27 protein-coding genes are annotated in these 25,566 nt (G+C 62.7%); 20 read left to right on the top strand and 7 right to left on the bottom strand.

What is annotated here, in order from left to right; translation table 11 throughout:
- Positions 1-42: 42 nt before the first annotated feature.
- On the bottom strand, positions 43-771 hold the full coding sequence (locus JWR51_RS05720; RefSeq protein WP_299744914.1) for a hypothetical protein: 729 nt from the start codon (positions 769-771) through the stop codon (positions 43-45).
- Between the two features lie 148 nt (positions 772-919).
- Between JWR51_RS05720 and JWR51_RS05715 the strand changes: the two genes are divergently transcribed.
- From JWR51_RS05715 to JWR51_RS05700, 4 genes are all read left to right on the top strand, one after another.
- Entirely contained in the window at positions 920-1,300 is a 381-nt protein-coding gene (locus JWR51_RS05715; RefSeq protein WP_299744911.1) for a VOC family protein, read from the top strand.
- Between the two features lie 86 nt (positions 1,301-1,386).
- Entirely contained in the window at positions 1,387-2,124 is a 738-nt protein-coding gene (locus JWR51_RS05710; protein ID WP_299744908.1) for a thioredoxin family protein, read from the top strand.
- 483 nt (positions 2,125-2,607) lie between these two features.
- Positions 2,608-3,000, top strand: coding sequence for a DUF2794 domain-containing protein (locus JWR51_RS05705; RefSeq protein WP_299744905.1), 393 nt, complete (start codon positions 2,608-2,610; stop codon positions 2,998-3,000).
- Positions 3,001-3,019: 19 nt separating this feature from the next.
- Positions 3,020-3,493, top strand: a complete 474-nt coding sequence (locus tag JWR51_RS05700; RefSeq protein WP_299744902.1) for a GNAT family N-acetyltransferase — start codon at positions 3,020-3,022, stop codon at positions 3,491-3,493.
- Positions 3,494-3,679: 186 nt separating this feature from the next.
- Here JWR51_RS05700 and JWR51_RS05695 read toward each other — a convergent pair whose 3' ends face one another.
- Together JWR51_RS05695 and JWR51_RS05690 are read right to left on the bottom strand one after the other, a co-directional pair.
- A complete protein-coding gene (locus tag JWR51_RS05695) occupies positions 3,680-4,177 on the bottom strand; it encodes a GNAT family N-acetyltransferase (protein ID WP_299744899.1) in 498 nt (165 codons plus the stop codon).
- Positions 4,178-4,254: 77 nt separating this feature from the next.
- Entirely contained in the window at positions 4,255-5,025 is a 771-nt protein-coding gene (locus tag JWR51_RS05690) for a Bax inhibitor-1/YccA family protein (protein WP_299744896.1), read from the bottom strand.
- Between the two features lie 214 nt (positions 5,026-5,239).
- Here JWR51_RS05690 and thpR point away from each other — a divergent pair, with 214 nt between their 5' ends.
- The 5 genes from thpR to JWR51_RS05665 all read left to right on the top strand — a co-directional run bounded on the left by thpR (position 5,240) and on the right by JWR51_RS05665 (position 9,243).
- Entirely contained in the window at positions 5,240-5,779 is a 540-nt protein-coding gene (gene thpR / locus JWR51_RS05685; RefSeq protein ID WP_299744893.1) for an RNA 2',3'-cyclic phosphodiesterase, read from the top strand.
- A gap of 225 nt (positions 5,780-6,004) precedes the next feature.
- On the top strand, positions 6,005-6,532 hold the full coding sequence (locus tag JWR51_RS05680; protein WP_299744890.1) for an invasion associated locus B family protein: 528 nt from the start codon (positions 6,005-6,007) through the stop codon (positions 6,530-6,532).
- 161 nt (positions 6,533-6,693) lie between these two features.
- Positions 6,694-7,197, top strand: a complete 504-nt coding sequence (locus JWR51_RS05675) for an invasion associated locus B family protein (RefSeq protein WP_299744887.1) — start codon at positions 6,694-6,696, stop codon at positions 7,195-7,197.
- A gap of 272 nt (positions 7,198-7,469) precedes the next feature.
- Positions 7,470-8,672 carry a 23S rRNA (adenine(2503)-C(2))-methyltransferase RlmN gene (gene rlmN, locus JWR51_RS05670; protein WP_299744884.1) on the top strand — a complete coding sequence of 401 codons (1,203 nt, stop codon included), beginning with the start codon at positions 7,470-7,472 and terminating at the stop codon, positions 8,670-8,672.
- A 151-nt stretch (positions 8,673-8,823) separates the two neighbouring features.
- Positions 8,824-9,243, top strand: coding sequence for a GNAT family N-acetyltransferase (locus JWR51_RS05665; RefSeq protein WP_299744881.1), 420 nt, complete (start codon positions 8,824-8,826; stop codon positions 9,241-9,243).
- Positions 9,244-9,394: 151 nt separating this feature from the next.
- Here JWR51_RS05665 and JWR51_RS05660 read toward each other — a convergent pair whose 3' ends face one another.
- The 3 genes from JWR51_RS05660 to JWR51_RS05650 form a co-directional block, all read right to left on the bottom strand.
- The gene (locus JWR51_RS05660) at positions 9,395-10,042 is read right to left on the bottom strand and encodes a LysE family translocator (protein WP_299744878.1); all 648 of its coding nucleotides are present in this window, start codon (positions 10,040-10,042) and stop codon (positions 9,395-9,397) included.
- A 3-nt stretch (positions 10,043-10,045) separates the two neighbouring features.
- Entirely contained in the window at positions 10,046-10,396 is a 351-nt protein-coding gene (locus JWR51_RS05655) for a hypothetical protein (protein WP_299744875.1), read from the bottom strand.
- Between the two features lie 64 nt (positions 10,397-10,460).
- On the bottom strand, positions 10,461-10,925 hold the full coding sequence (locus JWR51_RS05650; protein ID WP_299744872.1) for an Lrp/AsnC family transcriptional regulator: 465 nt from the start codon (positions 10,923-10,925) through the stop codon (positions 10,461-10,463).
- 129 nt (positions 10,926-11,054) lie between these two features.
- Here JWR51_RS05650 and JWR51_RS05645 point away from each other — a divergent pair, with 129 nt between their 5' ends.
- From JWR51_RS05645 to JWR51_RS05600, 10 genes are all read left to right on the top strand, one after another.
- Positions 11,055-12,278, top strand: a complete 1,224-nt coding sequence (locus JWR51_RS05645; protein ID WP_299744869.1) for an argininosuccinate synthase — start codon at positions 11,055-11,057, stop codon at positions 12,276-12,278.
- A 255-nt stretch (positions 12,279-12,533) separates the two neighbouring features.
- The gene (locus JWR51_RS05640) at positions 12,534-14,663 is read left to right on the top strand and encodes an EAL domain-containing protein (RefSeq protein WP_299744866.1); all 2,130 of its coding nucleotides are present in this window, start codon (positions 12,534-12,536) and stop codon (positions 14,661-14,663) included.
- Positions 14,664-15,038: 375 nt separating this feature from the next.
- Positions 15,039-15,641 (top strand): sigma-70 family RNA polymerase sigma factor, encoded by a 603-nt coding sequence (locus JWR51_RS05635; RefSeq protein WP_299744863.1) that lies wholly within the window; start codon positions 15,039-15,041, stop codon positions 15,639-15,641.
- A 27-nt stretch (positions 15,642-15,668) separates the two neighbouring features.
- A complete protein-coding gene (locus JWR51_RS05630) occupies positions 15,669-16,049 on the top strand; it encodes a VOC family protein (protein ID WP_299744860.1) in 381 nt (126 codons plus the stop codon).
- Positions 16,050-16,260: 211 nt separating this feature from the next.
- Positions 16,261-18,075 (top strand): translational GTPase TypA, encoded by a 1,815-nt coding sequence (gene typA, locus JWR51_RS05625; RefSeq protein WP_299744857.1) that lies wholly within the window; start codon positions 16,261-16,263, stop codon positions 18,073-18,075.
- A 110-nt stretch (positions 18,076-18,185) separates the two neighbouring features.
- Entirely contained in the window at positions 18,186-18,794 is a 609-nt protein-coding gene (locus tag JWR51_RS05620) for a DedA family protein (protein ID WP_299744854.1), read from the top strand.
- Positions 18,795-19,104: 310 nt separating this feature from the next.
- Positions 19,105-19,401: a YggT family protein gene (locus JWR51_RS05615; protein ID WP_299731968.1), complete on the top strand. Its 297-nt coding sequence runs from the start codon at positions 19,105-19,107 to the stop codon at positions 19,399-19,401.
- Between the two features lie 2 nt (positions 19,402-19,403).
- Complete coding sequence (locus tag JWR51_RS05610; RefSeq protein ID WP_299744851.1) at positions 19,404-19,718, top strand: DUF167 family protein; 315 nt, start codon at positions 19,404-19,406, stop codon at positions 19,716-19,718.
- 300 nt (positions 19,719-20,018) lie between these two features.
- Positions 20,019-22,160: a sodium-translocating pyrophosphatase gene (locus tag JWR51_RS05605; RefSeq protein ID WP_299744848.1), complete on the top strand. Its 2,142-nt coding sequence runs from the start codon at positions 20,019-20,021 to the stop codon at positions 22,158-22,160.
- Between the two features lie 206 nt (positions 22,161-22,366).
- Entirely contained in the window at positions 22,367-23,824 is a 1,458-nt protein-coding gene (locus JWR51_RS05600) for a hypothetical protein (RefSeq protein ID WP_299744845.1), read from the top strand.
- Positions 23,825-24,438: 614 nt separating this feature from the next.
- Here the strand turns inward: JWR51_RS05600 and JWR51_RS05595 are convergent.
- Positions 24,439-24,903, bottom strand: a complete 465-nt coding sequence (locus JWR51_RS05595; RefSeq protein WP_299744842.1) for a nuclear transport factor 2 family protein — start codon at positions 24,901-24,903, stop codon at positions 24,439-24,441.
- A gap of 145 nt (positions 24,904-25,048) precedes the next feature.
- Between JWR51_RS05595 and JWR51_RS05590 the strand changes: the two genes are divergently transcribed.
- Positions 25,049-25,417 carry a helix-turn-helix domain-containing protein gene (locus JWR51_RS05590; RefSeq protein ID WP_299744839.1) on the top strand — a complete coding sequence of 123 codons (369 nt, stop codon included), beginning with the start codon at positions 25,049-25,051 and terminating at the stop codon, positions 25,415-25,417.
- The last annotated feature ends 149 nt before the right edge of the window (positions 25,418-25,566 follow it).

The raw sequence follows: 25,566 nt of genomic DNA, 5'->3' as shown, positions 1-25,566 counted from the left end.
GCTTCGGATTTGAAAATGGCGGCCTCCGGGCCGCCATTTTTGTTATTGGGCCGTGAGTTCGTAGCCAAGCCGTCGCAGCGCCGACTCGGCCCGTGGATTGCCGGTGGCGGCGCGCTCGCGCAGCACCTTGAGATAGCCGTCCACGCCGGTGCCGGATTTCTCGGCTAGAGCAAAGGCGCGCGCGTAGTCCACGTCGACGCAGCGTTTGCCCATGAACATGCCGCTGAAATAAGTGCCGGCTGCGATCGACATGTCGCTCTTGCTGCGTTCGGCATTGGCGATGACCCCCTCGCAACTGAAGTCCCCGCCAATGGCAGGCGGGCCCGGATTAATCACGCTGGCGAGGATCTGGTCGAGCGAGATCGACTGGCCGGTCAGATCGAACGGCACGGCCCGTCGTCCCGCCAGCCCCATCGGGTCGCCCGACACCTGCTGGGCGATTCCGCCCTGATAGGCCCGGACCGGCTGGCATTCCCAGCCGCCGCGCTGCTTGGTCACCGGGTTGTAGCTGTTGGCCCCATAGGCGAAGCACATATTGCCGTCCTCGACCTTCCATTGGCCTTTGAGGATGTTGGTATTGCCCGGATACCAGAGATAGGTCTTGCCGCCCTCGGCCACATATTCGACCTGGGTGCCATGCCCGGGACTGCGGGACATGTTGGTCACGCCGCCCAGATCCTGGGCGGTAGCCGGGGCTGCAGAAAGCAGGGCCATGATGACCAGCCACAGCGCCGTCTGTATCCGCGGCAGCCGTCCCAGAAATGTTCGCATGCGTCTATTCCCCCAAAGCCATCACCAGAGCAGAACCGGTCTAATCCGGCAATTTGTATTCCCACAAAGGCTTAGGACATCGCACTGCTGACAGCGCCTGTCGCGCTGGACGCTTAGGACCAATCGACATTCAGCCACAGGAAACGCCATGCTCGACCATATCGTCCTCACGGTCTCCGACACCGACCGTTCCACTGCTTTCTATCGCGCTGCCCTGGCGCCGCTCGGCATTACCCATGGCGTGCACTTTGAGGGGCCGCACGGTCATGCCGACCTGATCGGCTTCGGCAGCAATCGCGCGATGTATTTCTGGCTCAAGCAGGGTGTGCCGCATCCCGAGGCGATCCACTTCGCTTTTCCGGCCGAAAGCGCGCAGGCCCTGCAGGCGTTCTACGACGCAGCCCTTGCGGCTGGCGGCCGCGATAATGGGGCGCCCGGTCCGCGCGAAAAATACGATCCGCGCTATCACGCTGCCTATGTGCTGGATCCGGATGGCTACAATGTCGAAGCGGTTTTTCGCGATTATTGAGGCGTAAAACCCTGGGCCGCTGCAATTTAGCTTCTCACCCTGAATTGACTGGCGAGACCATGTCGGGCTGACTTACAACGATGCCCATGATCGCAAGACGCCTGCTTGGCCCCATTTCCGGTTTTGCCGCAGTCCTCGCCCTTGCCGCCCCGGCGGCGGCGGAGACGCTGCGGGCGCATCCCAAGGCGGTGGTGGAATTGTTCACCAGCCAGGGTTGCGCCTCCTGCCCACCGGCCGATGCTTTGCTGACGAGCCTTGCCGACGACGACGACGTCATCGCACTGGCCTATCATGTCGATTATTGGGATTATGTGGGCTGGCCCGACACGTTCGGGAATGCCGACAATTCCAACCTGCAGCGCTCCTATGCCAAGGGCTGGCATTCCTCGCGCATCTACACGCCGCAAATGGTGATCAACGGCACCAAGGACGTGGTCGGCTCGCGCCGCGCCGAAGTGCAGACGGCGCTCGATGTCGCCACGCTCAGCCTGCCGGTGACGATCACCACCACCAGCAACATGCTCAAGATTGCCGTGCCGCCGCGCGCCGGCGAGAGTGATGCGGTGGTGTGGCTGGTGACCTATCGCGACCGTGCGGAAGTCAAGATCGACAGCGGCGAGAATGCCGGCAAGACCATGGTCTATACCCAGGTGGTGACCAAGCGGCAGGTGCTGGGCATGTGGGAAGCCGCAACCGGCGCCCAGCTCAAGCTGCCGCTCGACGAAGTGCTCGACCAGAACAGCACCGGCGTCGCCGTGCTGGTGCAGCAGGACGATGATGGCCTACCGGGCGCGATTATCGGGGCCGCGGCGTTCGAGAAGTAAGGCTGCTGGATTAATTTGCCTGGATACGGTGCCACGCCTTCGTGGTTCGAGGGTCAGCTTCGCTTCCCACCTCACCATGAGGACTACTACTGACGGACCATGATTTTCCAGTAGCCCTCATGGTGAGGTGCGAGTTCTTCACGAGCCTCGAACCACGAGGGCGTGGCATGCAGCCGGCAACACAACTCACGCGGACCATACCCCCAAAAACAAATCCCCTCCCTGGGGGCAGGGAGGGGAGAAGATTGACTGGTCAACTTGGAGGCGATCAACAGCCGGGCCTCAGGTTTGGGGGCTCATTCAGCCCGGCTGCCGATCACTGGAGGCAATGGGGAGACATTGACTGCGCATTTTGGCGAGGACAGGGACAGAATGTGACCAAAATGGGGAATCTTCATTTGTGAGCGAGGCGCGCGCAAAGCGCTTGCCAGTCCCGGCAAATCTGGCAATCATGACAGCACAATGACGCGGAGGCTTAGGGACTTGGCGCAAGGCCGTACCCCAGACCAGGACAATGTCAGCCTGTCGCTGGTCCATATCAGTGATCCGCCGGCGGTTCCGGCAGCCAGCAAGGTGCCGGGTATCGTGGCGTTCGACCGGCGCGAGCTGGCGACAATTCTCAATGTCTATGGCCGCAAGGTCGGCCAGGGCGAATGGCGTGACTATGCCATGGATTTCTTGCGCGACCGGGCCGTGTTTTCGATTTATGCCCGCGTCTCCGAACGACCGCTGTTCATCGTGGAAAAGACCCCCAAAATGCGCAACAAGCAGGGACAATACACCGTAACCAACCAGCAGGGCCGCATTCTCAAGCGCGGCCACGACATCGCGGTCGTGCTGCGCGTGCTCGACCCGCAACTGGCCGTGGTGGGGTAATTATCGCCGGTGCCCGATTGTGAGTGACGCAATTCGCCTGGCGACGCCAGCCGATGTGCCGGCCATGAGTCTAGTGCTGACGAATTCAATCACCGAACTGTGCGCTGCCGACCATGGAGGCGATCCCAGCGCGATCGCAGCGTGGACACGCAACAAGAGCGAGGCCGGCGTAGCCGCCATGCTGGCCAATCCAGGTTTGCACATCTACGTGGCCGAGCGCGAGGGTGTCATCGTCGCCGTCGGCGCGGTGACCACAGATGGCCATGTCGCCCTCAATTACGTCGACCCCGCCGCACGTTTTTCTGGCATTAGCAGCGCCATGCTGACGCGGCTCGAAGCAGCCCTGCTCGCACTTGGGCACAGCGAGGGTCGCCTCGAAGCGACCCTGACCGCATGTGGGTTTTATGAAAGCCGCGGCTGGCAAGCGGCTGGCCCACAGGCCGGCGGTCGCGTGGTCAACGGCTACCCAATGCGCAAGCAGCTCGTGGCCTAAGGCATTGTCCTTGTCTTCACGTCAGCTTGGTGCGCTCAGCTTTCGGCCGGCTGAGCGGCTTGGGCATAGGCAGACCGTGCTCGGCGAAGAATTCCCGAGCAGGCCTCAACCCTTTGATCTCTTAATCCGTGAGCGGGGCGACTGGATCATAGTCATCCGGCGGCGGGCCCTTTTGGGTCGCACTCATCACAGCGCCTTCTGCATATGCACGACATCCAGCCACCGATCGAACTTCAGCCCTAGCGCCGTATGCCGGCCCACCGTGTGAAACCCGAATTTCTCGTGCAGGGCGATGGAGGCGGCGGATTCGGCGGTGATGACGCCGATCATCTGCTTGAAGCCGAAGGCCTGGCTCTGTGTGATCAGTTCGCTCAGCAGCCGCCGGCCCAGGCCCGCGCCGGTGGCATCGGGGCGGATATAGAGGCTATCCTCGCAGGTGAAGCGGTAGGCGAAGCGGGGGCGATAGGTCGACGCATAGGCATAGCCGACCAGCTCGCCCGCCCGTTCGGCGATGACGATGGGGTGGCGCTCCTCGAGCATGTGGCCGAATTTCTCGGCCATCTTGAGTTCGCCCGGCGCCTCGGTGTCGAACGTTGCCGTCGAGGTCTCCACATAGTGCCGGTAGATGGCGGTGATGGCGGGGACGTCGCTCCAGGCGAAGGGGCGCAGGCTGATTTCAGACATGGCGGCTACCGGCAAAAACAAAAAGACCGCGGTCCTTGTAGACCGCGGCCCGATTTGTCGTCCACCAAATCTGGTGTTTAGTTGCGGTTGCCGAACAGGCGCAGCAGCATCATGAACAGGTTGATGAAGTCGAGGTAGAGCGACAGCGCGCCCATGATGGCATTCTTGGCCATCACGTCCATGCCATGCGCCTCGTTGTAGCTTTCCTTGATCTTCTGGGTGTCATAGGCGGTCAGGCCGACGAAGATCAGCACGCCGACAGCCGAGATGGCGAAGTCGAGCATCGAGGATGCGAGGAAAATGTTGACGATCGAGGCGATGATGAGGCCGATCAGGCCCATGATCAGGAAGTTGCCGATCGAGGTCAGGTCACGCTTGGTGGTGTAGCCGTAAAGGCTCATCGCGCCGAAGGTAGCGGCGGTGATGAAGAACACCTTGGAGATCGAAGCGCCGGTATAGACCAGGAAGATCGACGACAGCGACAGGCCCATGACGGCGGCAAAAGCCCAGAACACCAGCTGTGCGGTGCCGACGCTCATCTTGTTGATGCCGAAGCTCAGCACCATCACGAACGCGAGCGGGGCCAGCATGACGACCCAGGCCAGCGGGCTGGTATAGAGCAGGGCGCCCCATTGGGTGACCATCGTGCCATTGGCGAGCGTGCCAACGGCGGCGTCGGCATTGGTGGTCAGCGCGGCGGCATTGGCGAAATACGCCACGAGGCCGGTCACGACCAGGCCGATACCCATGTAATTGTAAACGCGCAGCATGTAGCTGCGTAGGCCCTCGTCAATGGCAGCGGCCGAGCCGGCCCGCGTATTGAGGGTCTGACGGTCATATTCAGCCATAGTCGTGATCCTTTCCCTAGCAATCGGATGCGGATTTCTGCTCCGCCGGAGGCATTTCCTGCCACTTGGCCAAGAATATGGATGCAGACCCAGTCTTTTACAAGGCCGCTCCGCGGAGCGTGACAATAAGGCCCTGTTCGCCCGGAATCCTTGTGCTAGGCTTGGTGGGCAAGTCGCTCCTGTGTTCGTCGTCCTTTTCAAAGAGGAGGGTTATATGCCCCGGCTCTTTACCGGCCTCGAAGTCCCCGCCGAAGTGGGATTGGCACTCTCCATGAAGCGTGGTGGCCTCACGGGCGCGCGCTGGATCGATCCCGAAAACTATCACATCACGCTGCGCTTTATTGGCGACGTGGACAACACCACCGCCAATGATGTTGCCGACAGCCTCGACCGGCTCAGCAATTCCATGTCGTTCCAGGTGCGGCTCAACCATTTGGCGACCTTTGGGGGCAATACCCCGCGGGCGCTCTATGCCGGCGTCGATGTCAACGAGAACCTGGTGCGGCTGCAGGCGGCGCAGGAGCGGGTGCTGCAACGGGCAGGGCTGGAGCCAGAGGGGCGCAAATTCGTGCCGCATGTGTCGCTGGCGCGGCTGCGCGGATCGAGCGCGCAGGATGTGGCGTGGTTCCTGGCCCAATCTGGCCGCTTCGAGCCACTGAGCTTCACCGTGGGGCGCTTCGTGCTGTTTTCCAGCAAGGACTCCGTTGGCGGCGGTCCCTATGTGGTCGAGCAGAGCTACCCCCTTGCCGCATAGGCGTTTAAAACCATCACGTTCACGCTTATGTTAGCGAAACCTTAACCATAGCGGCGCAAACGCTGGTAACGGCTGAACTTCGCGCCAAATTGCCGTCATGATTGGCTTCCATTGCAGGTTTTAATCAAATGCGGCGGCATTTGACTTCCTGGTAACGCTGTTGGGGGCAAGCTTGCGGGCGCGTGTTCTCGACCACGGACCGATTAAACAGAGGATGTATTGGCAATGATGACGAAAACCGGTGGCCTGGTCCTTGGGCTTGCGGTGTCCGCATTGATGGGTTTGGCGCCTGCCGCGCAGGCACAGCAACAGGCCGCAACCGAATTGGGCACTTTCAACGCCTGGTCCGCCTGGACAGCGACCGATGCGAGCGGCAAGATCTGCTATATCTCAGCCGCGCCCTCCGCGAGTGAACCCAGTGGCGCCAATCGCGACCCGATCCATTTCATGATCATCCACCGCAAGGGAATGGGCACCAAGAACGAAGTCCAGACCATAATCGGCTATCCGTACAATGCCACCGACGCCAAGGCGAGCGCGGCGATCGATGGCAAGGTCTATCCGATGGTGGTGGAAGGCTCGGCCGGCTGGCTGGCCTCGACCGGCGACGAAGGCGGGTTCGTGGCGGCGTTCAAGGCCGGCACCAATCTGGTCGTCAAAGGCACCAGCCAGCGCGGCACCAATACCAGCGATACCTATTCGCTCAGCGGCGCCACCGCGGCGATGAAAGCCATCGACGCAGCCTGCGCCTGATCGGCACCCCACATGGCTCCGGCCTCCGTCCAGTGGCGGGGGCCTTTGCATGACTATGGTGTGAAGGGCGCGAGTTTGCGGTTGCCCGCGGCGCGCAAACGCCATAATTGGGCGAGGCGATCCTTGCGATATCGTCTGCAGAATTGATGAGGCCAAGTTCAATGACCCTGCGCGCACTGCTGCTGGCGATCTCCGCCACCGTCATCATGGCCGGATCGGCCGCTGCGCAGAATGTGCGCCTGCTCGGAGATTATCGCGACTGGTCGTCCTATGCGGCGGCGGATGGCACCGGCCCGGTCTGCTTTGCGATGACCAAGCCCAAGAAGGTTTCGCCCGAGCCCGATGGCTATACGCAGGGCAGCCTCTACATCACCAATCGCCCGGGCGAGAACATCGCCAACGAGTTCAACCTGGTCGCCGGCTTCACCTTCGCGCCCGATAGCGCCGCCACGGTCAATGTCAGCGGGCAGGTGTTTAACCTGTTCACCCAGAACGACGCTGCCTGGCTCGACGACGCCAGCCAGAGCGCGACGCTGGCCAGCGCCATCCGCGCCGGCTCGAGCATGGTGGTCGAAGGCACGTCCGCTGCCGGCATCAAGATCACCGAGACTTTCTCGCTGTCCGGCGCCACGGCTGCCTCGCAGGCGATGGCGGATTGCAGCTAAGACTTTAACTTGAGTATTGTATATCCCCAAATGCCTCCCCAACCACGGGCCTTCCCGCGGACTTGATCCGCGGGCCACTCTCAATTCGGCACAAGCTGTCAGAGGCCCGCGGATCAAGTCCGCGGGAGGCGCGGTGGTTGGGGATGCTTGTTGCTCCACCTAAAGTGCGCGCTGCGCTCCACGCATTGCCCGTCCGCACCCCCTGACTTTGCGCAAACTGCGCCTATATGCTATTGGCCGCGCCACTCCCTAAAGTCCGGACGCCCTTTGCCATGAGCATTGCTCTCAATCTCGACCATTCCAGCGCCATCCGTCCTGCCTCGCTCAGTCGGCCGTCGCTGATCGGGCTGAGCAAGCCGATGCTGGCCGAAGCGCTGCAGGGTGTCGGGATCGCCGAGAAGGAAAGCCGCATGCGGGCCAGCCAGTTGTGGAACTGGCTCTATGTCAACGGCGTCACCGATTTCGACAAGATGACCAATGTGGCCAAGCCGGTGCGCCAGCTGCTGGCCGACAGTTTTATCCTCGACCGCCCCGAAATCGTCTCCGAGCAGGTTTCGAGCGACGGCACCCGCAAATGGCTGTTCCGTTTTCGCGACCCGGCCAATCCGAACTATCCGCCGGTCGAAGTCGAGACCGTCTACATCCCCGAGGAAGACCGCGGGACACTGTGTGTCTCCTCCCAGGTGGGCTGCACGCTGACCTGCTCGTTCTGCCACACCGGTACGCAAAAACTGGTGCGCAACCTGACCGCAGGCGAAATCCTCGGCCAGGTGCTGATGGCGCGCGAACGCCTGGGCGATTTCCCCGGCGGCGTGCGCCCGAACGATGGGGCCCTCGTGCCCCATGGCGATACCCGCGCCATCACCAATGTGGTGATGATGGGCATGGGCGAGCCGCTCTACAATTACGAGAACGTCAAGCAGGCGCTGCTGATCGCCCAGGCCGGCGATGGCATGAGCCTCAGCCGCCGCCGCATCACGCTGTCGACCTCGGGCGTCGTGCCCTATATCGAGCCGACCGGCCGCGAAATCGACGTGATGCTGGCCATCTCGCTGCATGCGGTCAATGACGACCTGCGCGATGTGCTGGTGCCGATCAACAAGAAGTATCCGCTCAAGGAACTGCTCGATGCCTGCCGCAACTATCCCGGCGTCTCCAACTCCCGCCGCATCACCTTCGAATATGTGATGCTCGACGGCATCAACGATACCGATGCCGATGCGCGCGAACTGGTGCGGCTGCTGGCCAACATTCCCGCCAAGATCAATCTGATCCCGTTCAATCCCTGGCCGGGCAGCAATTACGGCACCTCGCCCTCGTCGCGCATCGAGCGCTTCGCCGATATCGTCAACGCGGCTGGCTACGCTAGCCCCGTCCGCACCCCCCGCGGCCGCGATATCTTTGCGGCGTGTGGCCAGCTCAAGAGCGAAACCGAACGCCTGAGCAAGAAAGACCGCGAAGCGCTGGCGGGATAGTGCCACGCCCTCGTGGTTCGAGAGTCGCTACGCTCCTGCCTCACCATGAGGACTACTGGGCCTGTTGAGATAGGATTGAGCCCTCATGGCGAGGTGCGAGCTCTTCGAGCCTCGAACCACGTGGGCGGGCACCGGATCTGGGGGATTGACCATGGTTTTCACCATCCGCCGCATCACTGCCGTCGACGTTGGTCTCTTCGCCAATATCGCCGCCGATGTGTTCGATGAGCCGATCCATCCCGAGCGCCTATCTGCCTATCTGACCGCGCCCGGGCACATCATGGTGCTGGCGCTGGATGGCGACCTGGTGGTCGGCCAATGCGCCGGCGTGGTGCACCGCCATCCCGATAAGGTCACCGAGCTCTATGTCGATGAAGTCGGCACCGCCACGGCCTATCTGCGCCAGGGTGTAGCCACCGCAATGCTCACCGAGCTATTCGCCTGGGGCCGCGAGCTGGGCTGTGTCGAGGCCTGGCTCGGCACCGAGATCGATAACGACGCGGCCAACGGACTCTACCGCCGGTTTGGCGGCGCGGAAGACACGATCAAATATTACGAATTCAAGCTTTGAAGCTCAGCGAGGTGGCTCCCCAACCACCGTCCTTCCCGCGGACTTGATCCGCGGGCCACTATCCGCTCACGCCGTGCTATGAGAGGCCCGCGGATCAAGTCCGCGGGAAGGATGCGGTGAGTGGGCCGCATCGGGGTATCGCAAAGCCCGCCTATTTCCGTCCCTCGGCCAGCAATATCGTCGCCGCGAACGCAGTAAACACCCCCGCAAACGTCCAGTTCAGCGCGCGGCTGACCCAGACATTGGCCTGCAATACCCCCGCCAGCTTCTCCGCGGCCAACACCATGGCAATCGCCAGCGGGATCGAGACCACGATGAACTCGGCCCCGAGGAAAAACAGTTTCGCCGGGGCCGCCGCATCATGGCGATCGACGAATTGCGGCAGGAAGGTCATGAAGAACAGCAGCACCTTTGGGTTCAGCAGGTTGATGCCCACCCCGGTGGCAAAGCTCTCCTTGAGCGTCGGCACTCGCGCCGCCTTGGCGGCTAGCCGCAAGCCGCCGCCATGCACGATGGCTTGGTAGGCCAGCCACAGCAGATAGATCGCCCCGGCAATCTTGAGCACCCAGAACGCCGTCGGCGCCGCTACGATCAGCACCGAAATCCCCAACGCCACCAGGGTCGTGTGCACGACGACGCCCGTCATCGCCCCGGCGGCGGTGGCAAAGCCATGGGCGCGGCCATAGTTGATGGCGCGCGACATCTGCAGCGCCATGTCGGGGCCCGGCGTGATGGCGAGCACGAAGGCGGCCAGCGCAAAGGTCAGGATCACGGAGAGGTCGGGCACGAAACTGGGCATGGGTCAGCCTTGCTGTTGGCAGATCATAACGGGGCCGCGTTCATCGACGAAAGTCAGTTTTGGCCCCGAGGCCGGCTTGGCGCCGAGCAGCCCGAAATCCTTGGCGAGCGGGCCGGACAGGACCACCAGGCCGCTGCCGCCGTCCTGCAGGGAAAGGTCACCCTCGCCGCTGACCTGCATCTGGGAGGTAAGGCTGTAATGCGTGCCTGTCAGCGTGATCCACGCCAGCACTTCAAAGCCGGTCGGGTCTTCGCACTCGTATTTTACCGAAGCTGGCGCCTGGGCAAAGGCCGGCAGGCCTGGGGCGGCAAGCGCCAGGATCAAGATTGCGGGGCGAAGGAAGGCGGCGGACATGACGGGCTCTGCGGCAATACGGCAATGGCCTAGCTGTAGCGCGCCGCGCGCGGATAGGCGAGCCTCACAGCGGCAGCTCGTAGCTGCGCTTGATGGTTTCCATCGGCACATCGGTCTTGACGCTTTGCACGCTGGGAATGCGCATCAGGTAGTCGGACTGGAAGCGCCAGTAGGCGTGCAGGTCGGCGGTGACGATGCGCATGATGGCGTCGCATTCCCCAGTGGTCAGGTAGCATTCGACCACTTCGGGAAATTTCCGCACCGTCTCGGCGAACTGGTGGGTAATCTCGGCGTCCTGGGTCTTGAACCAAACGCGGGCGAAGACGGTCAGCGTCAGGCCGACCTTGGCCCCGTCCAGCACCGCCACGTAACGATCGATGACGCCGGATTCCTCCAGCAGCCGGACCCGACGGAGGCAGGGCGAGGGCGACAGGCCCACCTCATTGGCGAGTTCGACATTGGACATGCGCCCATCGCGCTGCAAGGCGCGCAGGATGCGCTTGTCGATGGCGTCGAGCGTTGTTGGCATTTTCTGCTTCCAGGCGCGGAGAGTTCGGCGTTTTCTGCCACACCATCGGCCATGCGTGACGTTTTCGCAAGATTGTTGCGCCTGATCTGCTTTATCGTTCCACGCAATCACACCGGGAACGAACTACTCATGGCAAAAGACATCAAGAAAGTCGTGCTGGCCTATTCGGGCGGGCTCGATACCTCGATCATTCTCAAATGGCTGCAGGAAACCTACAATTGCGAGGTGGTGACGTTCACCGCCGATCTGGGCCAGGGCGAGGAACTCGAGCCGGCGCGCAAGAAGGCCGAAATGATGGGGATCCGGGAAATCCACATCGAGGACCTGCGCGAGGAATTCGTGCGCGATTTCGTGTTCCCGATGTTCCGCGCCAATGCGGTCTATGAGGGCGTCTATTTGCTCGGCACCTCGATCGCGCGCCCGCTGATCGCCAAGCGGCTGGTCGAGATCGCCCAGGAAACCGGCGCCGATGCCATTTCCCACGGCGCCACCGGCAAGGGCAATGACCAGGTGCGGTTCGAACTGACCGCCAATGCGCTCGATCCCTCGATCCGCGTCATCGCGCCGTGGCGCGAGTGGGACCTGCGCAGCCGCACCCAGCTGCTGGCCTATGCGGAACGCAACCAGATTCCGATCGCCAAGGACAAGCGCGGCGAGGCTCCGTTCTCGGTCGACGCCAACCTGCTGCATACTTCGTCCGAAGGCATGGTGCTGGAAGACCCCGCAGTGCCGGCCCCCGATTATGTGGCGCAGCGCACCGTCAATCCGGAAGACGCGCCCAACGAGCCCGAGATCATCACCGTCGGCTTTGAAAAGGGCGACGCGGTCTCGGTCAATGGCGTCAAGCTGAGCCCAGCGAACCTGCTCACCAAGCTCAACGAGCTGGGCGGCAAGCATGGCGTCGGCCGGCTGGATCTGGTGGAAAACCGCTTCGTCGGCATGAAGAGCCGCGGGCTTTACGAAACCCCCGGCGGCACCATCCTGCTGGTGGCGCATCGCGGCATCGAATCCATCACGCTCGACCGTGGCGAGGCCCATCTCAAGGATGAGCTGATGCCCAAATATGCCGAGCTGATCTATAACGGCTTCTGGTTCGCTCCCGAGCGCGTCATGCTGCAGGCACTGATCGACAAGAGTCAGGAATTCGTCACCGGCGAAGTCACGCTCAAGCTCTACAAGGGCTCGGCCAGCGTCATCGCCCGCACCTCCCCCTATTCGCTCTATTCGATGGACCTCGTGACCTTCGAAGAAGGCGCGGTGGCCTACGATCACAAGGATGCCGAGGGCTTCATCAAGCTCAATGGCCTACGCCTGAAGACCTATGCTGCCCGCAACAAGAAGGCTGGCCGGTAGATTGATCAGGGTGGCGATCTAGCCTCCCCACCGGCCTTCCCGCGGACTTGATCCGCGGGCCCCTGTCAACACGGCATGCGCGACGAGCGGCCCCCGGATCAAGTCCGGGGGAAGGTCCGTGGGTGGGGCGCCGCATGGGCCTGCATGCACGACCATCCGGCCCCCCTGAAATCGTTTTAAGTCCCCATTAAGCAGCGCCCTCTAGCTTGTCATCACAGCGTCGTGCAGAATGCGCTAGGGCGGGAGATTGATCGGGTGCAGGCAGAAGACGCAGGCAATCTGAGCGAAATGGCAGAGGCCTTGCTACTCGATGCAGCGCTCGAGAGCATTCCCTATGGCTTTTGCGTCTGGTCGCCGCAGTTCCGCCTGGTCATGTGGAACAAGAATTACCGCGATATCTATGGCTTTTCCAGCGCTGCATTGCGGCGCGGCATGACGCTTGAAGACGTGGTCAACCTGTCGGGCACGCTGGGCAATCATCCTGAACAGACGCCCCAGGCGTTCTACGAGGCCTATACGGACGAGCTGCTGAACAATCGCAGCGGCGCGCGGGCCAAGACGCAGGAAGTGGTGCATGGCGGCCGCGTTATCGAAACCGCCCATGTGTATTCGCCAGCCATTGGCTGGGTGGTCACCCATGAAGACGTGACCGACGAAATGGCCCGCACCGAAATGGTGCAGAAGCGCAAGCTCGAGCTGGAACGCCAGAACATCCGTCTCGACGCCGCGGTCAACAATATTTCCCAGGGCCTTTGCATGTTCGACCCGCGCGGGCGGCTCGTCATCTGCAACCAGCCCTATGTCAAAATCTACAATCTGCCCGAGCGGCTGATCAAGCCGGGCATCCAGCTCGAAGACATTCTCGGCCATCTGTTCGATGTCGGCATGAGCGCCGGCGGCACGCGCGAGGAATATGTGCTGTGGCGGCGCGACGTCATCGCGCGCCGCGAATATGGCAAGAACATCCACGAGCTCAATGGCCGCACCATCATGATGCAGCACCATCCGATGAAGGATGGCGGCTGGGTGTCGACCCACGAGGACATTACCGAGCAGCGCCAGAACGAGGCGCGCATTCGCCACCTGGCCCGCCATGACGCGCTGACCGACCTGCCCAACCGGATCGAGTTCCTCGAACAGATGGCCAAGGCCGAGGCCGGGCTGGCGCGCGGCGAAATGGCGGCAGTGCTGTATATCGACCTCGATCACTTCAAGGCCGTCAACGATACGCTGGGCCATGCGGTCGGCGACGAGGTCATCAAGCAGGCCTCGGCGCGGCTGTGGGGCACGACGCGCGAAACCGATATTTTGGCGCGGCTGGGCGGCGACGAATTCGCCCTCTTGATGCGCCCGGTCGAGGATGCGGCCGATGCGGCGCGCGTGGCCGACCGCATCATCAAGTCCATCGCTGCCCCGTTCATGATCGGCGGTCAGCAGATCGAGATCGGCGCCAGCGTCGGCATCGCGGTCGGCCCCGGCGATGGCGAAAAGACCGATACCCTGGTCAAGAACGCCGATCTCGCGCTCTACAAGGCCAAGAGCGAAGGCCGCTCTACCTACCATTTCTTCGAAAGCGGCATGGATGCGGTGCTGCAGCAGCGCCGCTCGATCGAGGCGGGCTTGCGCATGGCGCTGCAGCGCCAGGAATTGCGGCTGGTGTTCCAGCCCCTGCTGGGCCTGAGCGAAAACCGCGTCACCTGCGTCGAGGCGCTGCTGCGCTGGGACCATGAGGAGCGCACCATCTCGCCGGTCGAGTTCATCCCGATTGCCGAGGAAACCGGGCTGATCGTGCCGATCGGCGAATGGGTGCTACGTCAGGCGTGCCTCACCGCCGCCACCTGGCCGGGCGATATCCGTATCGCCGTCAACCTGTCGCCGGTGCAGTTCAAGAACCGCGATCTCGTCGGGCTGGTGAAGTCGGCTCTGGCCGATGCCAAGCTGCCGGCGACGCGGCTGGAACTGGAAATCACCGAATCGCTGCTGCTGGCCGAAAGCGAAAGCGTACTCAGGGCGCTGCACGACCTGCGCGCCATGGGCGTGCGCATCTGCATGGATGATTTCGGCACCGGCTATTCGTCGCTGAGCTACCTCCGATCTTTCCCCTTCGACAAGATCAAGATCGACCGCTCTTTCATGCGCGATCTCACCAGCCGCGGCGATAGCCTTGCGATCATCAAGGCGGTGATCGGGTTGGGGCAGAGCCTGGGCATGTCGACCACTGCCGAGGGCGTCGAGACCGAAGACCAGCTCGAAATGGTGCGCAGCCAGGGCTGCGATGAGGTACAGGGCTTCCTGTTCTCGCCGCCGTTGCCGCCCGCGGCCCTCGCCAATCTGCTCCACAGCGAAGTAGCGACGCGCCAGACGCAGCGCAAAAAAGCCTCTTAGCCGCACGCGACCGCGTGGCCGTTTCGTACGTTGCGGCGCCGCGCAGAAATTTTGCATCCAGAAATCTGAAACTCTGCCCGACCTGGCCCGTAGCTGAACATATCGTCAGTAACCAGGCGCAGGGCCCGACCCTGCACGACGAAGATTTCAGATGGATATGCAGACCAAGGCGTCACGGCGCCATCTTCCAAATGGACCGGCGTCGGTGCCGGTATGGTTGCAGTGCTCGCCGCCGCCACGCCGTTCCTGGCCTAAGCCGCAAGACCGGAACGGCCAGCCGCGCCCCCGCCGGGGTGCGGCGTTCTTCAGTAATCGCCGCTTTCCCCCGGGAGGGCGGCGATTGCGTTTGATTGGGCCTTTTGCCAAATGTGGCATATGCGCCCCGCCCTTTATGCCCAGCTCCGTGCCATAGCCCGTCGCGAAGGCCGCGATGCGGGCGCGGCCGATGATATGGTGCAGGAGGCCCTGCTGGCGGCGGTGCTGGCGGGCCGCACCGATTTCGAGGCGCCCGAGACGGCCCGCTGGCTGACCGGCACGGTGCGCAACAAGGCCCGTATGGCCAGCCGCAGTGCCGCGCGGCGCAGCAAGCGCGAAACCCTGTGGCAGGCCCAGGCGCCCCCAGCGCCAACCACCGAGCCATCGGACGTCGCCACCTTGCTGGCCGCATTGCCGCCGGCGCTCAAGGCCGTCGCGGCCCTCACCCTCTCGGGCCACAACCGGCGGGAAATCGCCTACCTGCTCAATCTCACCGACGCCGCATTGCGCCAGCGCATCAGCGACCTGCGGCGCCGCGTGGTGCTGGCGGGCCTGGCGCTGCCCGCCGACCTGCCGGGGCTTAGTCTCGACCTTGCCTATGGCAAAATCCGCGATGCGCTGCTGCCCAGCCTGCTGCGGCATGGCGGCATGTTTGCCAGCCACGATCCGGATGGCCATCTTTTCATCGTGCGGCGCTCACAAAAGCCGGCGCCGCGGCAATAGGGGACGTAACCAGCAAGGAGGGCTCCCATGAGCTTTAAAGCCAAAAGCGCCAGCATCGTCTTTTATGTCAGCGACATTGTTCGCACCGAGAAGTTCTATAGCGAGACCCTTGGCCTCGCGCTCAGCCGCGAAGAGGGCGCCGAGCCGTTCTGGCTGCAGGGCACGCTAGGCGGCCTCGACCTCATTTTCTTTCAGATGGATGGCGTGCGCGGGAATACGCCGGCAGTGATTTTTACGGTCGATGACGGGGGTATCGACGACATCGTGGCGGAACTGGCCACCAAGGGCGTGACCATCGTCACCCCGGTGTCCGAGGCGCCCGGAGGCTGGAGCGCCGACTTTCTGGACCCGGATGGCTTTGGCCTCGGGCTCTGGCAATCGGGCGAGCTGCCGCGCTCGCTGAAGTAACCATGTGGGGCGGCTTCGGCCGCCCGCAACCCACCTCTGCGCGCGCTGCGCTTGTGGAAAAGCCTGTTCTCATGTAAGGCACCGCCAACTGTGCCAGTCCCGCATTCTGCGAGGGGTGGCGCGATGTTATTCCTGCATGGTTCAGCCGTTTGCCGCCGCCCCTTTCGCGGCCCAAGGTTTTGGGATCATGCCAAAGAGGCTCGATTCCACCATGTCTTTGCGCAATATCGCCATTATCGCCCACGTTGACCACGGCAAGACCACGCTGATCGACGTTTTGTTGAAGCAGTCCGGTTCGTTCCGCGAGAATGAACGCGTCGAAGAACGCGCCATGGACAGCAACGATATCGAGCGCGAGCGCGGCATCACCATCCTGGCCAAGGTGACTTCCCTGCTCTGGAAAGACACCCGCATCAATATCGTCGACACCCCCGGCCACGCTGACTTCGGCGGTGAAGTCGAGCGCATCCTGTCCATGGTCGATGGCGTGGTGATCCTGGTGGACGCGGCCGAAGGCCCGATGCCCCAGACCAAGTTCGTGCTCGGCAAGGCCCTGGCCCAGGGCCTCCGTCCGATCGTGGCGATCAACAAGATCGACAAGTCCGACGAGCGTCACCTCGAAGTTCTCGAAGAAATCTTCGATCTGTTCATCGCGCTCGACGCGACCCCCGAGCAGCTCGATTTCCCGGTGCTGTACGGTTCGGCCAAGCAGGGCTGGATGAGCGAACAGCCCGAAGGCCCCAAGGACAACCTTGGCCCGCTGCTCGACAAGGTCATCGACTACGTCAAGGAACCAAAGGTCGAAGAAGGCCCGTTCAAGATGCTGGTCACCACTATCGAGCGCAACCCCTTCCTCGGCCGTATCCTGACCGGCCGCATCTTCTCGGGCCAGGTCAAGCCGGGCGATCCGATCCACACGCTGTCGCGTGAAGGCAAGATCATCGAAAAGGGCCGCGTCTCCAAGGTGCTGGCCTTCCGTGGCCTCGAGCGCACCCAGGTCGATATCGGCGAAGCCGGCGACATCGTCGCCATCGCGGGTCTCGAAACCACCACCGTGGCCGATACCATTTCGGTGCCGCAGAACATGACGCCGCTGGCGTCCAAGCCGATCGATCCCCCGACCCTGTCGGTGACCTTCCGCATCAATGACGGCCCGCTCGCCGGGCGCGAAGGCGACAAGGTGCAGTCCCGCGTCATCCGTGAGCGCCTGCTGCGCGAAGCCGAAGGCAATGTGGCCATCAAGGTGACGCCGGGCGACGACAATGACTCGTTCGACGTGGCCGGCCGTGGCGAATTGCAGCTGGCCGTGCTGATCGAAAACATGCGCCGCGAAGGTTTTGAGCTCACCATCGGCCGCCCCAAGGTGCTGATGCGCGAAGTCGACGGCGTCAAGATGGAGCCGATCGAGGAAGTCATCATCGACGTCGATGACGAGTACACCGGCACCGTGGTGCAGAAGATGACCGAGCGCAAAGGCGACCTGGTCGAAATGCGTGCCTCCGGCATTGGCCGTACCCGTATCCGCCTGCATGTGCCGACCCGTTCGCTGATCGGCTACCAGCCCGAGCTCTTGTCCGACACCCGCGGCACCGCCATCTTCAACCGCCTGTTCTATGAATTCGCCCCGTTCAAGGGCGACCTGCCAGGCCGTCGCACCGGCGTGCTGATCTCCAACGGCACCGGCCAGTCCGTGGCGTTCGCGCTGTGGAACCTGGAAGATCGTGGCCCGATCATGATCGACTCCGGCGTCGATATCTATGAAGGCATGATCATCGGCGAGCATTCCCGCGAGAACGACCTTGAGGTCAACGCGCTCAAGGGCAAGCAGCTCACCAATATCCGCACCACGTCCAAGGACGAAGCGGTGCGCCTGACCACGCCCAAGAAGCTCACCCTCGAGCAGTCGCTCGGCTATATCGCCGAAGACGAATATGTCGAGGTCACTCCCAAGTCGATCCGCCTGCGCAAGATCTGGCTCGACCCCAATGATCGCAAGCGCGCCATGCGCGGCACCAAGGCCAGCTAGTCTTCGCGTTTTAAGATCATAAGGGCCAACGCGCACCCGCTCTCGTCACTCAGGTGGTAGAGCGGAATGCGGGTTGGCCCTTTTCTATTGTCGGACACAAGGAGCATCCCATGAGTGAATGGATCATCGGCTTCGTGACCCAGTGGGGCTATCTGGGGATTTTCCTGATGATGGTGGCCGAAAATATCTTCCCCCCCATCCCGTCCGAACTGATCATGCCCTTCGCCGGCTTTGCGGCCGCCAATGGCAATCTCAATGTCGTCGGCGTGCTGCTGGCCGGCGTGCTCGGCTCACTCGTGGGCACGCTGGCCTGGTACGTGGCGGCGCGCCTGCTCGGCATCGAGCGCTTCCGTGCGCTGTGCAATCGCTTCGGCCGCTTTGCCACCATTTCGGAAGACGATATCGACAAGGCCGTGCACTGGTTCGGCCGCTACGGCCAGTGGGCCGTTCTGTTCGGCCGCCTGGTTCCCGCCATCCGCACCCTGATCTCGGTGCCCGCCGGGCTCGCCGCCATGCCCGTTTGGAAGTTCCTCCTCGTCTCGGCCGTGGGCACCACGATCTGGACCGCCTTCCTCACCGCCGCCGGCTACCTGCTGCACGAGCAATACGACCTGGTCGAAGGCTGGGTCGATCCGGTTTCCACCGCCGTCGTCGCCGTGGCCGTCGTGATCTACGTCTGGCGCTTCGTTACCTGGAAGCCGATCAAGGATATCGGCTGACCACTACTCGCAAAATGCAACCGTGCTCGCATTCTGCAATCTCATTCCCGCGCAATTCGCGAAACTTTCCAAGACCTTAACCCGAAAAATCCAGCGCCGACAGGGGTCTGCCGCTTGGCACGCTTCGTGCACTTGAGGTCCTGTCCGGATTTGTGGTTTTGCGTACCGGATGTCAGTCATTCGAGCCCCGTCCCGTTTTGCCCGGTGCGGGGCTCTTATGCTTGCTGGCGCCGCACTTGTCGGCCAGGCAAACCGGCCTTACATACGTAACCTATTGCTGCCGTGACTGTTCACGACACAGGGGACCTTAATGATCGCTTTGCTGCAGACCCTTTCCATGGTTTTGACCCTGGTCTGGTGGGTGTTTCTTATCATGATCATCATGAGCTGGCTGATATCCTTCAACGTGATCAATACCCGCAACGCCTTCGTGGCCGGGCTGTGGCAGGTGGTCAATGCGATCACCGAGCCTATCCTGCGCCCGATCCGCCGCCTGATTCCGCCGGTGAACGGGTTTGACCTGAGCCCCATCATCGTCTTCGTCATCATCTTCTTCCTGCAGTCGTTCATCGCCAACGACCTGCCGCGCCTGCTGCGCCTGTACTAGGCGTGACGGCAGTTTTGCCCTATCGGCTCAGCCCCACCGGGCTGAGCCTTTTCGTTCGCGTCACCCCCAATGCGGGCCGCGACGCCATCGAGGGGGTGGAAGTACGCGACGATGGCAGCGCCGTGCTGCGGCTGCGTGTCAAGGCAGTTCCGGACAAAGGGAGAGCCAATGCCGCGGTCATCGCGCTGCTCGCCGGGGCGCTCGGCGTGCCCAAATCGGCGATCACATTGGTCAGTGGCGAGACGGCGCGGCAGAAGACGCTGACGATCCGGGGAGATGCGGGTGCGCTCGCGGTGGCGATAGAGAGCCTGGGCTGAGCCATCCTGCCACGCCCTCGTGGTTTGAGGGTCGCTGCGCTTCCGCCTCACCATGAGGGCTACTGAAAATCCGCAATTCCACCAGTAGCCCTCATGGTGAGGTGCGAGCTCTTTGCGAGCCTCGAACCACGGGGCGTGGCACCGTCGCCCCGCGACAAAACATCGCAATTCCCATTGCTTAAGCCAAAACAATCCGAATAAGCTCGGCGCACGAGAAGGCCCGCGGAGGGCTGGGACGACCGATCGCAGAATCGGCGCCCGGCAGGGGACTTCGGAGGACCCTAGTTTGAGGACAAGTCTATGACTTTGGCATTGTGGCTGATCGTCGTGTGTGGCGGTCTGTCTATCGTTTATGGCGTCATCACGACGCGAACCCTGCTGGCCGCCGATGCGGGCTCGGCCCGGATGCAGGAAATTTCAGCCGCCGTGCGCGAAGGCGCCTCGGCCTATCTCAAGCGGCAATATACCACCATCGCCATTGTGGGCGTGGTCATCCTGATCGCCGCGTTTTTCCTTCTCGGCATCTATGCCGCCATCGGCTTCCTGATCGGCTCGGTGCTGTCCGGCGCCGCGGGCTTTATCGGCATGAACGTCTCCGTGCGGGCAAACGTACGGGTGGCACAGGCGGCGACCACGTCGCTGGCCAAAGGGCTCGACCTGGCGTTCAAGTCCGGCGCCGTCACCGGCATGCTGGTCGCGGGCCTCGGCCTTCTGGGCGTCACGCTCTATTTCATCATCCTGACCGGCATGGGCTTTGAGCCCACCAGCCGCACCGTGATCGACTCGCTGGTGGCCCTGAGCTTCGGCGCCTCGTTGATCTCGATCTTCGCTCGTTTGGGCGGCGGCATCTTCACCAAGGGCGCCGACGTGGGCGGCGACATGGTGGGCAAGGTCGAAGCCGGCATTCCGGAAGACGATCCGCGCAACCCGGCCACCATTGCGGACAACGTGGGCGACAACGTCGGCGATTGCGCCGGCATGGCGGCTGACCTGTTCGAAACCTATGTGGTGACCATTGTGGCCACCATGGTGCTGGCCGCCATCGTGCTGCCCGATGCCTATAAGCTCGCCGGCATGGTGCTGCCTTTGGCCATTGGCGGCGCCTGCGTCGTCACCTCGATCATCGGCACCTATTTCGTCAAGCTGGGTGCCTCCAACAATATCATGGGCGCGCTCTACAAGGGCATCATCGCCACCGGCGTGCTGTCGCTGATCGTGCTGTTGCCGGTTCTGTACTTCGTCTTCGGCGATCTCAATGCCGCCCTCGGCACCGCCGAAAAGGCGTTCACGCCGTGGAGCCTGTTCTGGTGCGGCGTCACCGGCCTGGCCATTACCGGCCTGATCATCGTCATCACCGAATATTACACCGGCACCAATCGGCGCCCGGTCAATTCCATCGCCGAAGCCTCGGTTACCGGCCATGGCACCAACGTGATCCAGGGCCTCGCGGTCTCGCTGGAATCCACCGCCCTGCCGGCCCTGGTCATCATCGCCGGCATCATCGTCACCTATAATCTGGCTGGCCTGTTCGGCATCGCCTTCGCGGTTGCCACCATGCTGGCTCTCGCAGGCATCGTGGTGGCGCTCGACGCCTTCGGCCCCGTCACCGACAATGCCGGCGGCATCGCCGAAATGGCCGGTCTCGACAAGGCCGTCCGCCACAATACCGACGCGCTCGACGCGGTGGGCAATACCACCAAGGCCGTCACCAAGGGCTATGCCATCGGCTCGGCCGGCCTCGGCGCCCTGGTGCTGTTCGCCGCCTATACGCAGGATCTGCAGTTCTTCGTCGCCAATGCGGTCGAAGGCAGCTTCTTCTATGGCATGGCGGCGGTGAATTTCTCGCTGGCCAATCCCTATGTGGTGGTCGGCCTGCTGTTCGGTGGCCTCTTGCCCTTCCTCTTCGGCGGCATGGCGATGACCGCCGTGGGCCGCGCGGCCATGTCCGTCGTGGTCGAGGTACGCCGCCAGTTCAAGGCCGATCCGGGCATCATGTTGGGCACGTCCAAGCCCGATTATGCCAAGGCCGTGGACATGCTGACCAAGGCGGCGATCAAGGAAATGATCGTGCCGTCGCTCTTGCCGGTGCTCTCGCCAATCGTGGTGTTCTTCCTGATCTTCTGGATCGCCGGCCGCGCCGAAGGCTTCGCGGCTCTCGGCGCCATGCTGATGGGCGTCATCGTCACCGGCCTCTTCGTCGCCATCTCCATGACCGCCGGCGGCGGCGCCTGGGATAACGCCAAGAAGAGTTTTGAAGACGGCTTCACCGATAGCCACGGCGTCGTCCACCACAAGGGCGGCGACGCGCACAAGGCCTCCGTCACCGGCGACACCGTCGGCGACCCCTACAAGGACACGGCCGGTCCGGCTGTGAACCCGATGATCAAGATCACCAACATCGTGGCACTGCTGTTGTTGGCCGTGCTGGCGCATCTGGGCTAGGCGCCAGACTTTGTCTGGACTGGAATGAAGAAGGCCCGGAGGGAAACTCCGGGCTTTTTCTTTGCGTTTTGTCCAGACGAACGGCTAAATCGAATATTATTGCTGTATTAACGCAGTCCCCCAAACCCCGTTGCATCGATCTCTGCGCCACCGGACACTGCAAGTATTGGTTTTTGCAGGTTCATATGTCCATTTTGTCTAGTGTAGTGCCCCGCAGCGCTTTCGGTCGGGTTGCCGGCGGCTCCTTGCTTGCATTCTTAGTGTTTCAGCTGGCTTTTCCTTACATCACCTATGGCCTGGCGATGGCAACAGGCTGCATGGCTACGCAAGGCGCCTGCGGTGTCGTTGCGTCCATCATCCCGATGGCCCTCAAGCCCCTGGCGCTGATTGCGCTTTGCGTGGTTCTGCTCATTGCCTGCGCGCGCCGTGCACAGGTCCTGGGTCTGCCGGCATGGTGCGGACTTGCCGTCCCCGTCCTGATCGGCATCGATTGGATGTATCTCTCGCTCTTCGGGGCGCATTGGGGCTATGCGATGGCCATCGGCAGCCTCGGTGCCACGCTGCCGCTGCATGCCTTTGCGGGCGTCATCCTCGTCATTGCGATGGCCCTATTCCCCGAGGCTGCGTTTCGCCCGAAATTCGGGGGCGCCACCCTGGCTGCAGCGCTGCTGCTGGCCGCGTCCATACTGCTGCTGATGCTGACCGGACTGCGCACGATCCTGATGATGCGCGGTTTCTACATACCGTTCCCGCTGGATGAAGCGGCATTGACTGGCCTGATTGCCGCTCTCGTCGCGCTCTATAGGCTGGTCTCCGTGCGTCGCGATGAAATTCCACGCTCCCCCGAGCGGCAGCAGGATTTCATCAGCCATTTTCTGGTCGGTACGTTTGCCGGGGTTCCCTGGAAACCGTTGTCGGCGGTTGCGCTCGTGACGGCCTTTTTTGCCGCCACGCAGGTGATGGAGATACTCGGTCCGAGTGCCATCTTCGCCATCCCGATCGCCATTCCCAATATAATCCTGCCAACGGCAGCGCTCTACCTGGCCATTCTGGCGGCGGCCTATCTGCTGATCGTGCGGCGCACCTTTGTGTCCCTGGTGATGCTGGCAATAGCGCTATTGCCGATCGCGCATTGGTTCTACCTTCAGCAAGCCGCTCGCTGGGACGCGGAGCGTGAGTTTTCCGAGATCAGGTCCATTCAAACCTATAAGCCAAACCCGCTGCCGCGTTCGGTGCTTATCGCCAGCAGAAATGCTTCGGCGCGGAGCTTTGCGGGCATTGCGGGCATTGATGCTGTCTATCTTCCAGATAACGGCGCATATCTGCGGTTTGCCAATGACGGCAAGCAGCGACCGCGATACGACGCCCAGCCTGTTGCCGCCTTGCCTGCCGAATACCTGATTTTGCGAACCGGTACCGAAAGTACCTATCGCGAGGCTGGACGAGGCCGTGGCGGACCGTTCGAGCTTGTGCATATGTCGCCTAGCGGGGAAAAACTCGTCGCGGTGCGCTATTATGGGTCCATACAGCCGCCCGCATTTTTGCCGGTACTGATGTCGTCCGGCTGGGTGCCGATCAACAGCTCGGTTCGCAGCGAGGATCTGAGCGCAGACATTGGCCGCTTTGTGGCCACGGCTCTTTCCGTTGGACAGGCGGGCATGTGATGCCCGAACTGCCGCCGAGATGAACAACTCCCGGATTTCGGATCATCCCCGCTCCCCACACCCCACGGTGTCACCCGGCGCAGGCCGAGGCCTATCCTGAGATATTGCAACGGCCGCGAGGTGCTTGAATTGTCGGCTGCGCCATCTTGCGGTGTGCGACACGACCTCAGGATGGGCCCCGGCCTGCGCCGGGGTGACACCGAGTGTGGGGCGGGCTCAGGAAATCACCCGGACCTTTCCTTTGCGCACGCGCCTCACGGCCAAGGCGATTTCTCATCCTGCGCCTCGAGAATGCCGATCACCTTGCCCAGCAGCGCGAAGAACTGCGTGCCCTCCTCGGGCATTAGCTGGTCACTCACGCCGGACCCACCCTCCCCCCCTTGCGGGGAGGGAGGCGAGATAGGACTTAGCCCTTCGCTAAGTCCGTGATCGAGCAGGAAGGGGGACGAGAGCCCCGATATTCGGGCCAATCATCCCCCACCCTTTGGTCCAGCCATTCGAGCATAGCTCTCATGGCCTTGTTCGCTCAAATCGCTCCATCGGAGCAATTTGTCCCTTCGGGCCGCTCCCAAGCCCCGCAAGGGATAGGGTGTCGACTGGACCTTTTGCTGCCCTCACGCCGCCTCCGGCGCCCCGTCCATCCAGCTCAGGTGTTGGGTGATCTGTGCGATCTTCCACCCGGCGGCCGTCCGAACCAGTTCATTGCGGTAACTCCCGTGCATGAGGAAAACCGGGGCGCTGACAGCTCCCGGCTGGTGGTGCTGCTCAAACATGGCTGAGGTGCAAACCGCGCGGTCGGGGTCGGTCGCGTCAAACGTGATGACGTGGTTGGGGCTCAGGTGCTGGGTGGCCGGGAACGCGCCGAGGCCAGTGCGGGCGAAGGCCACGAAGTCGTCGCGGGCGAAGTCGGCGGCGGGTAGGCCGGCGGCGGAGAAATCCACATACACGCTGTCGGTAAAACAATCTCCGAACGCCGCCCAGTCCCGTGCGTCGAGTGCCATGGCATAGCGGATCACCCGTTCGCTGATGGCGTTGCGGTCTTCGAGGCGCTGCACGCGCAGGGCCAGGTCATCGGTCATGGTCGGTCTCCGGGTTTGTCGCGGCAATTGCAGCCACGCACAATTTGTGCGTTGGTATATGCTGGTGACCGAAACCCGGCGCAAGAACGCATGAAAACCTGCCTGACGATACCTTTTGATCGTTAGGCGCATCCGGAGCCCTGCAATGTCCACTGAAGTCGCCAACCCGCGCGATGATTGCCGCGCCCTCGGCCAGGTCATCGATCGCATCGGCGACAAGTGGACCGTCATGGTGGTCGGCCACCTGTCGGAAGGCCCGCAGCGCTTCAACGGGCTGATGCGCGCCATTCCGGGCATTTCGCACCGCATGCTCACCCTGACCCTGCGCGGCCTGCAGCGTGATGGCCTGGTCCGCCGCACCCAGTTTCCCACCATTCCGCCGCGCGTCGATTACGAACTCACCGATCTTGGCCTGTCGCTCACCGGTCCCTTGTCCATGCTGGCCCGCTGGGCCAGCGCCGAGCGCTCCTCGATCGAGGCGGCGCAGCGGGTTTATGATGGCGAGACGGCGTAGGCGTGCGCCGGACCACGGCCAGAAGAACCCCCACCCTTGATCCCTCCCACAAGGGGGAGGAGACGACTGAGCTTATGGTTCTGTCGCCGAAGGCCCACCCCAATCCATCCCCCTTATCCCCGCCCCCTCCACCTGCGCCTACACTCCCC

Source organism: Devosia sp., assembly GCF_028290625.1.
Classification (GTDB): Bacteria; Pseudomonadota; Alphaproteobacteria; order Rhizobiales; family Devosiaceae; genus Devosia.
The sequence above is the reverse complement of the archived record's forward strand: the minus strand, read 5'-3'. Positions and strand labels throughout refer to the sequence as shown.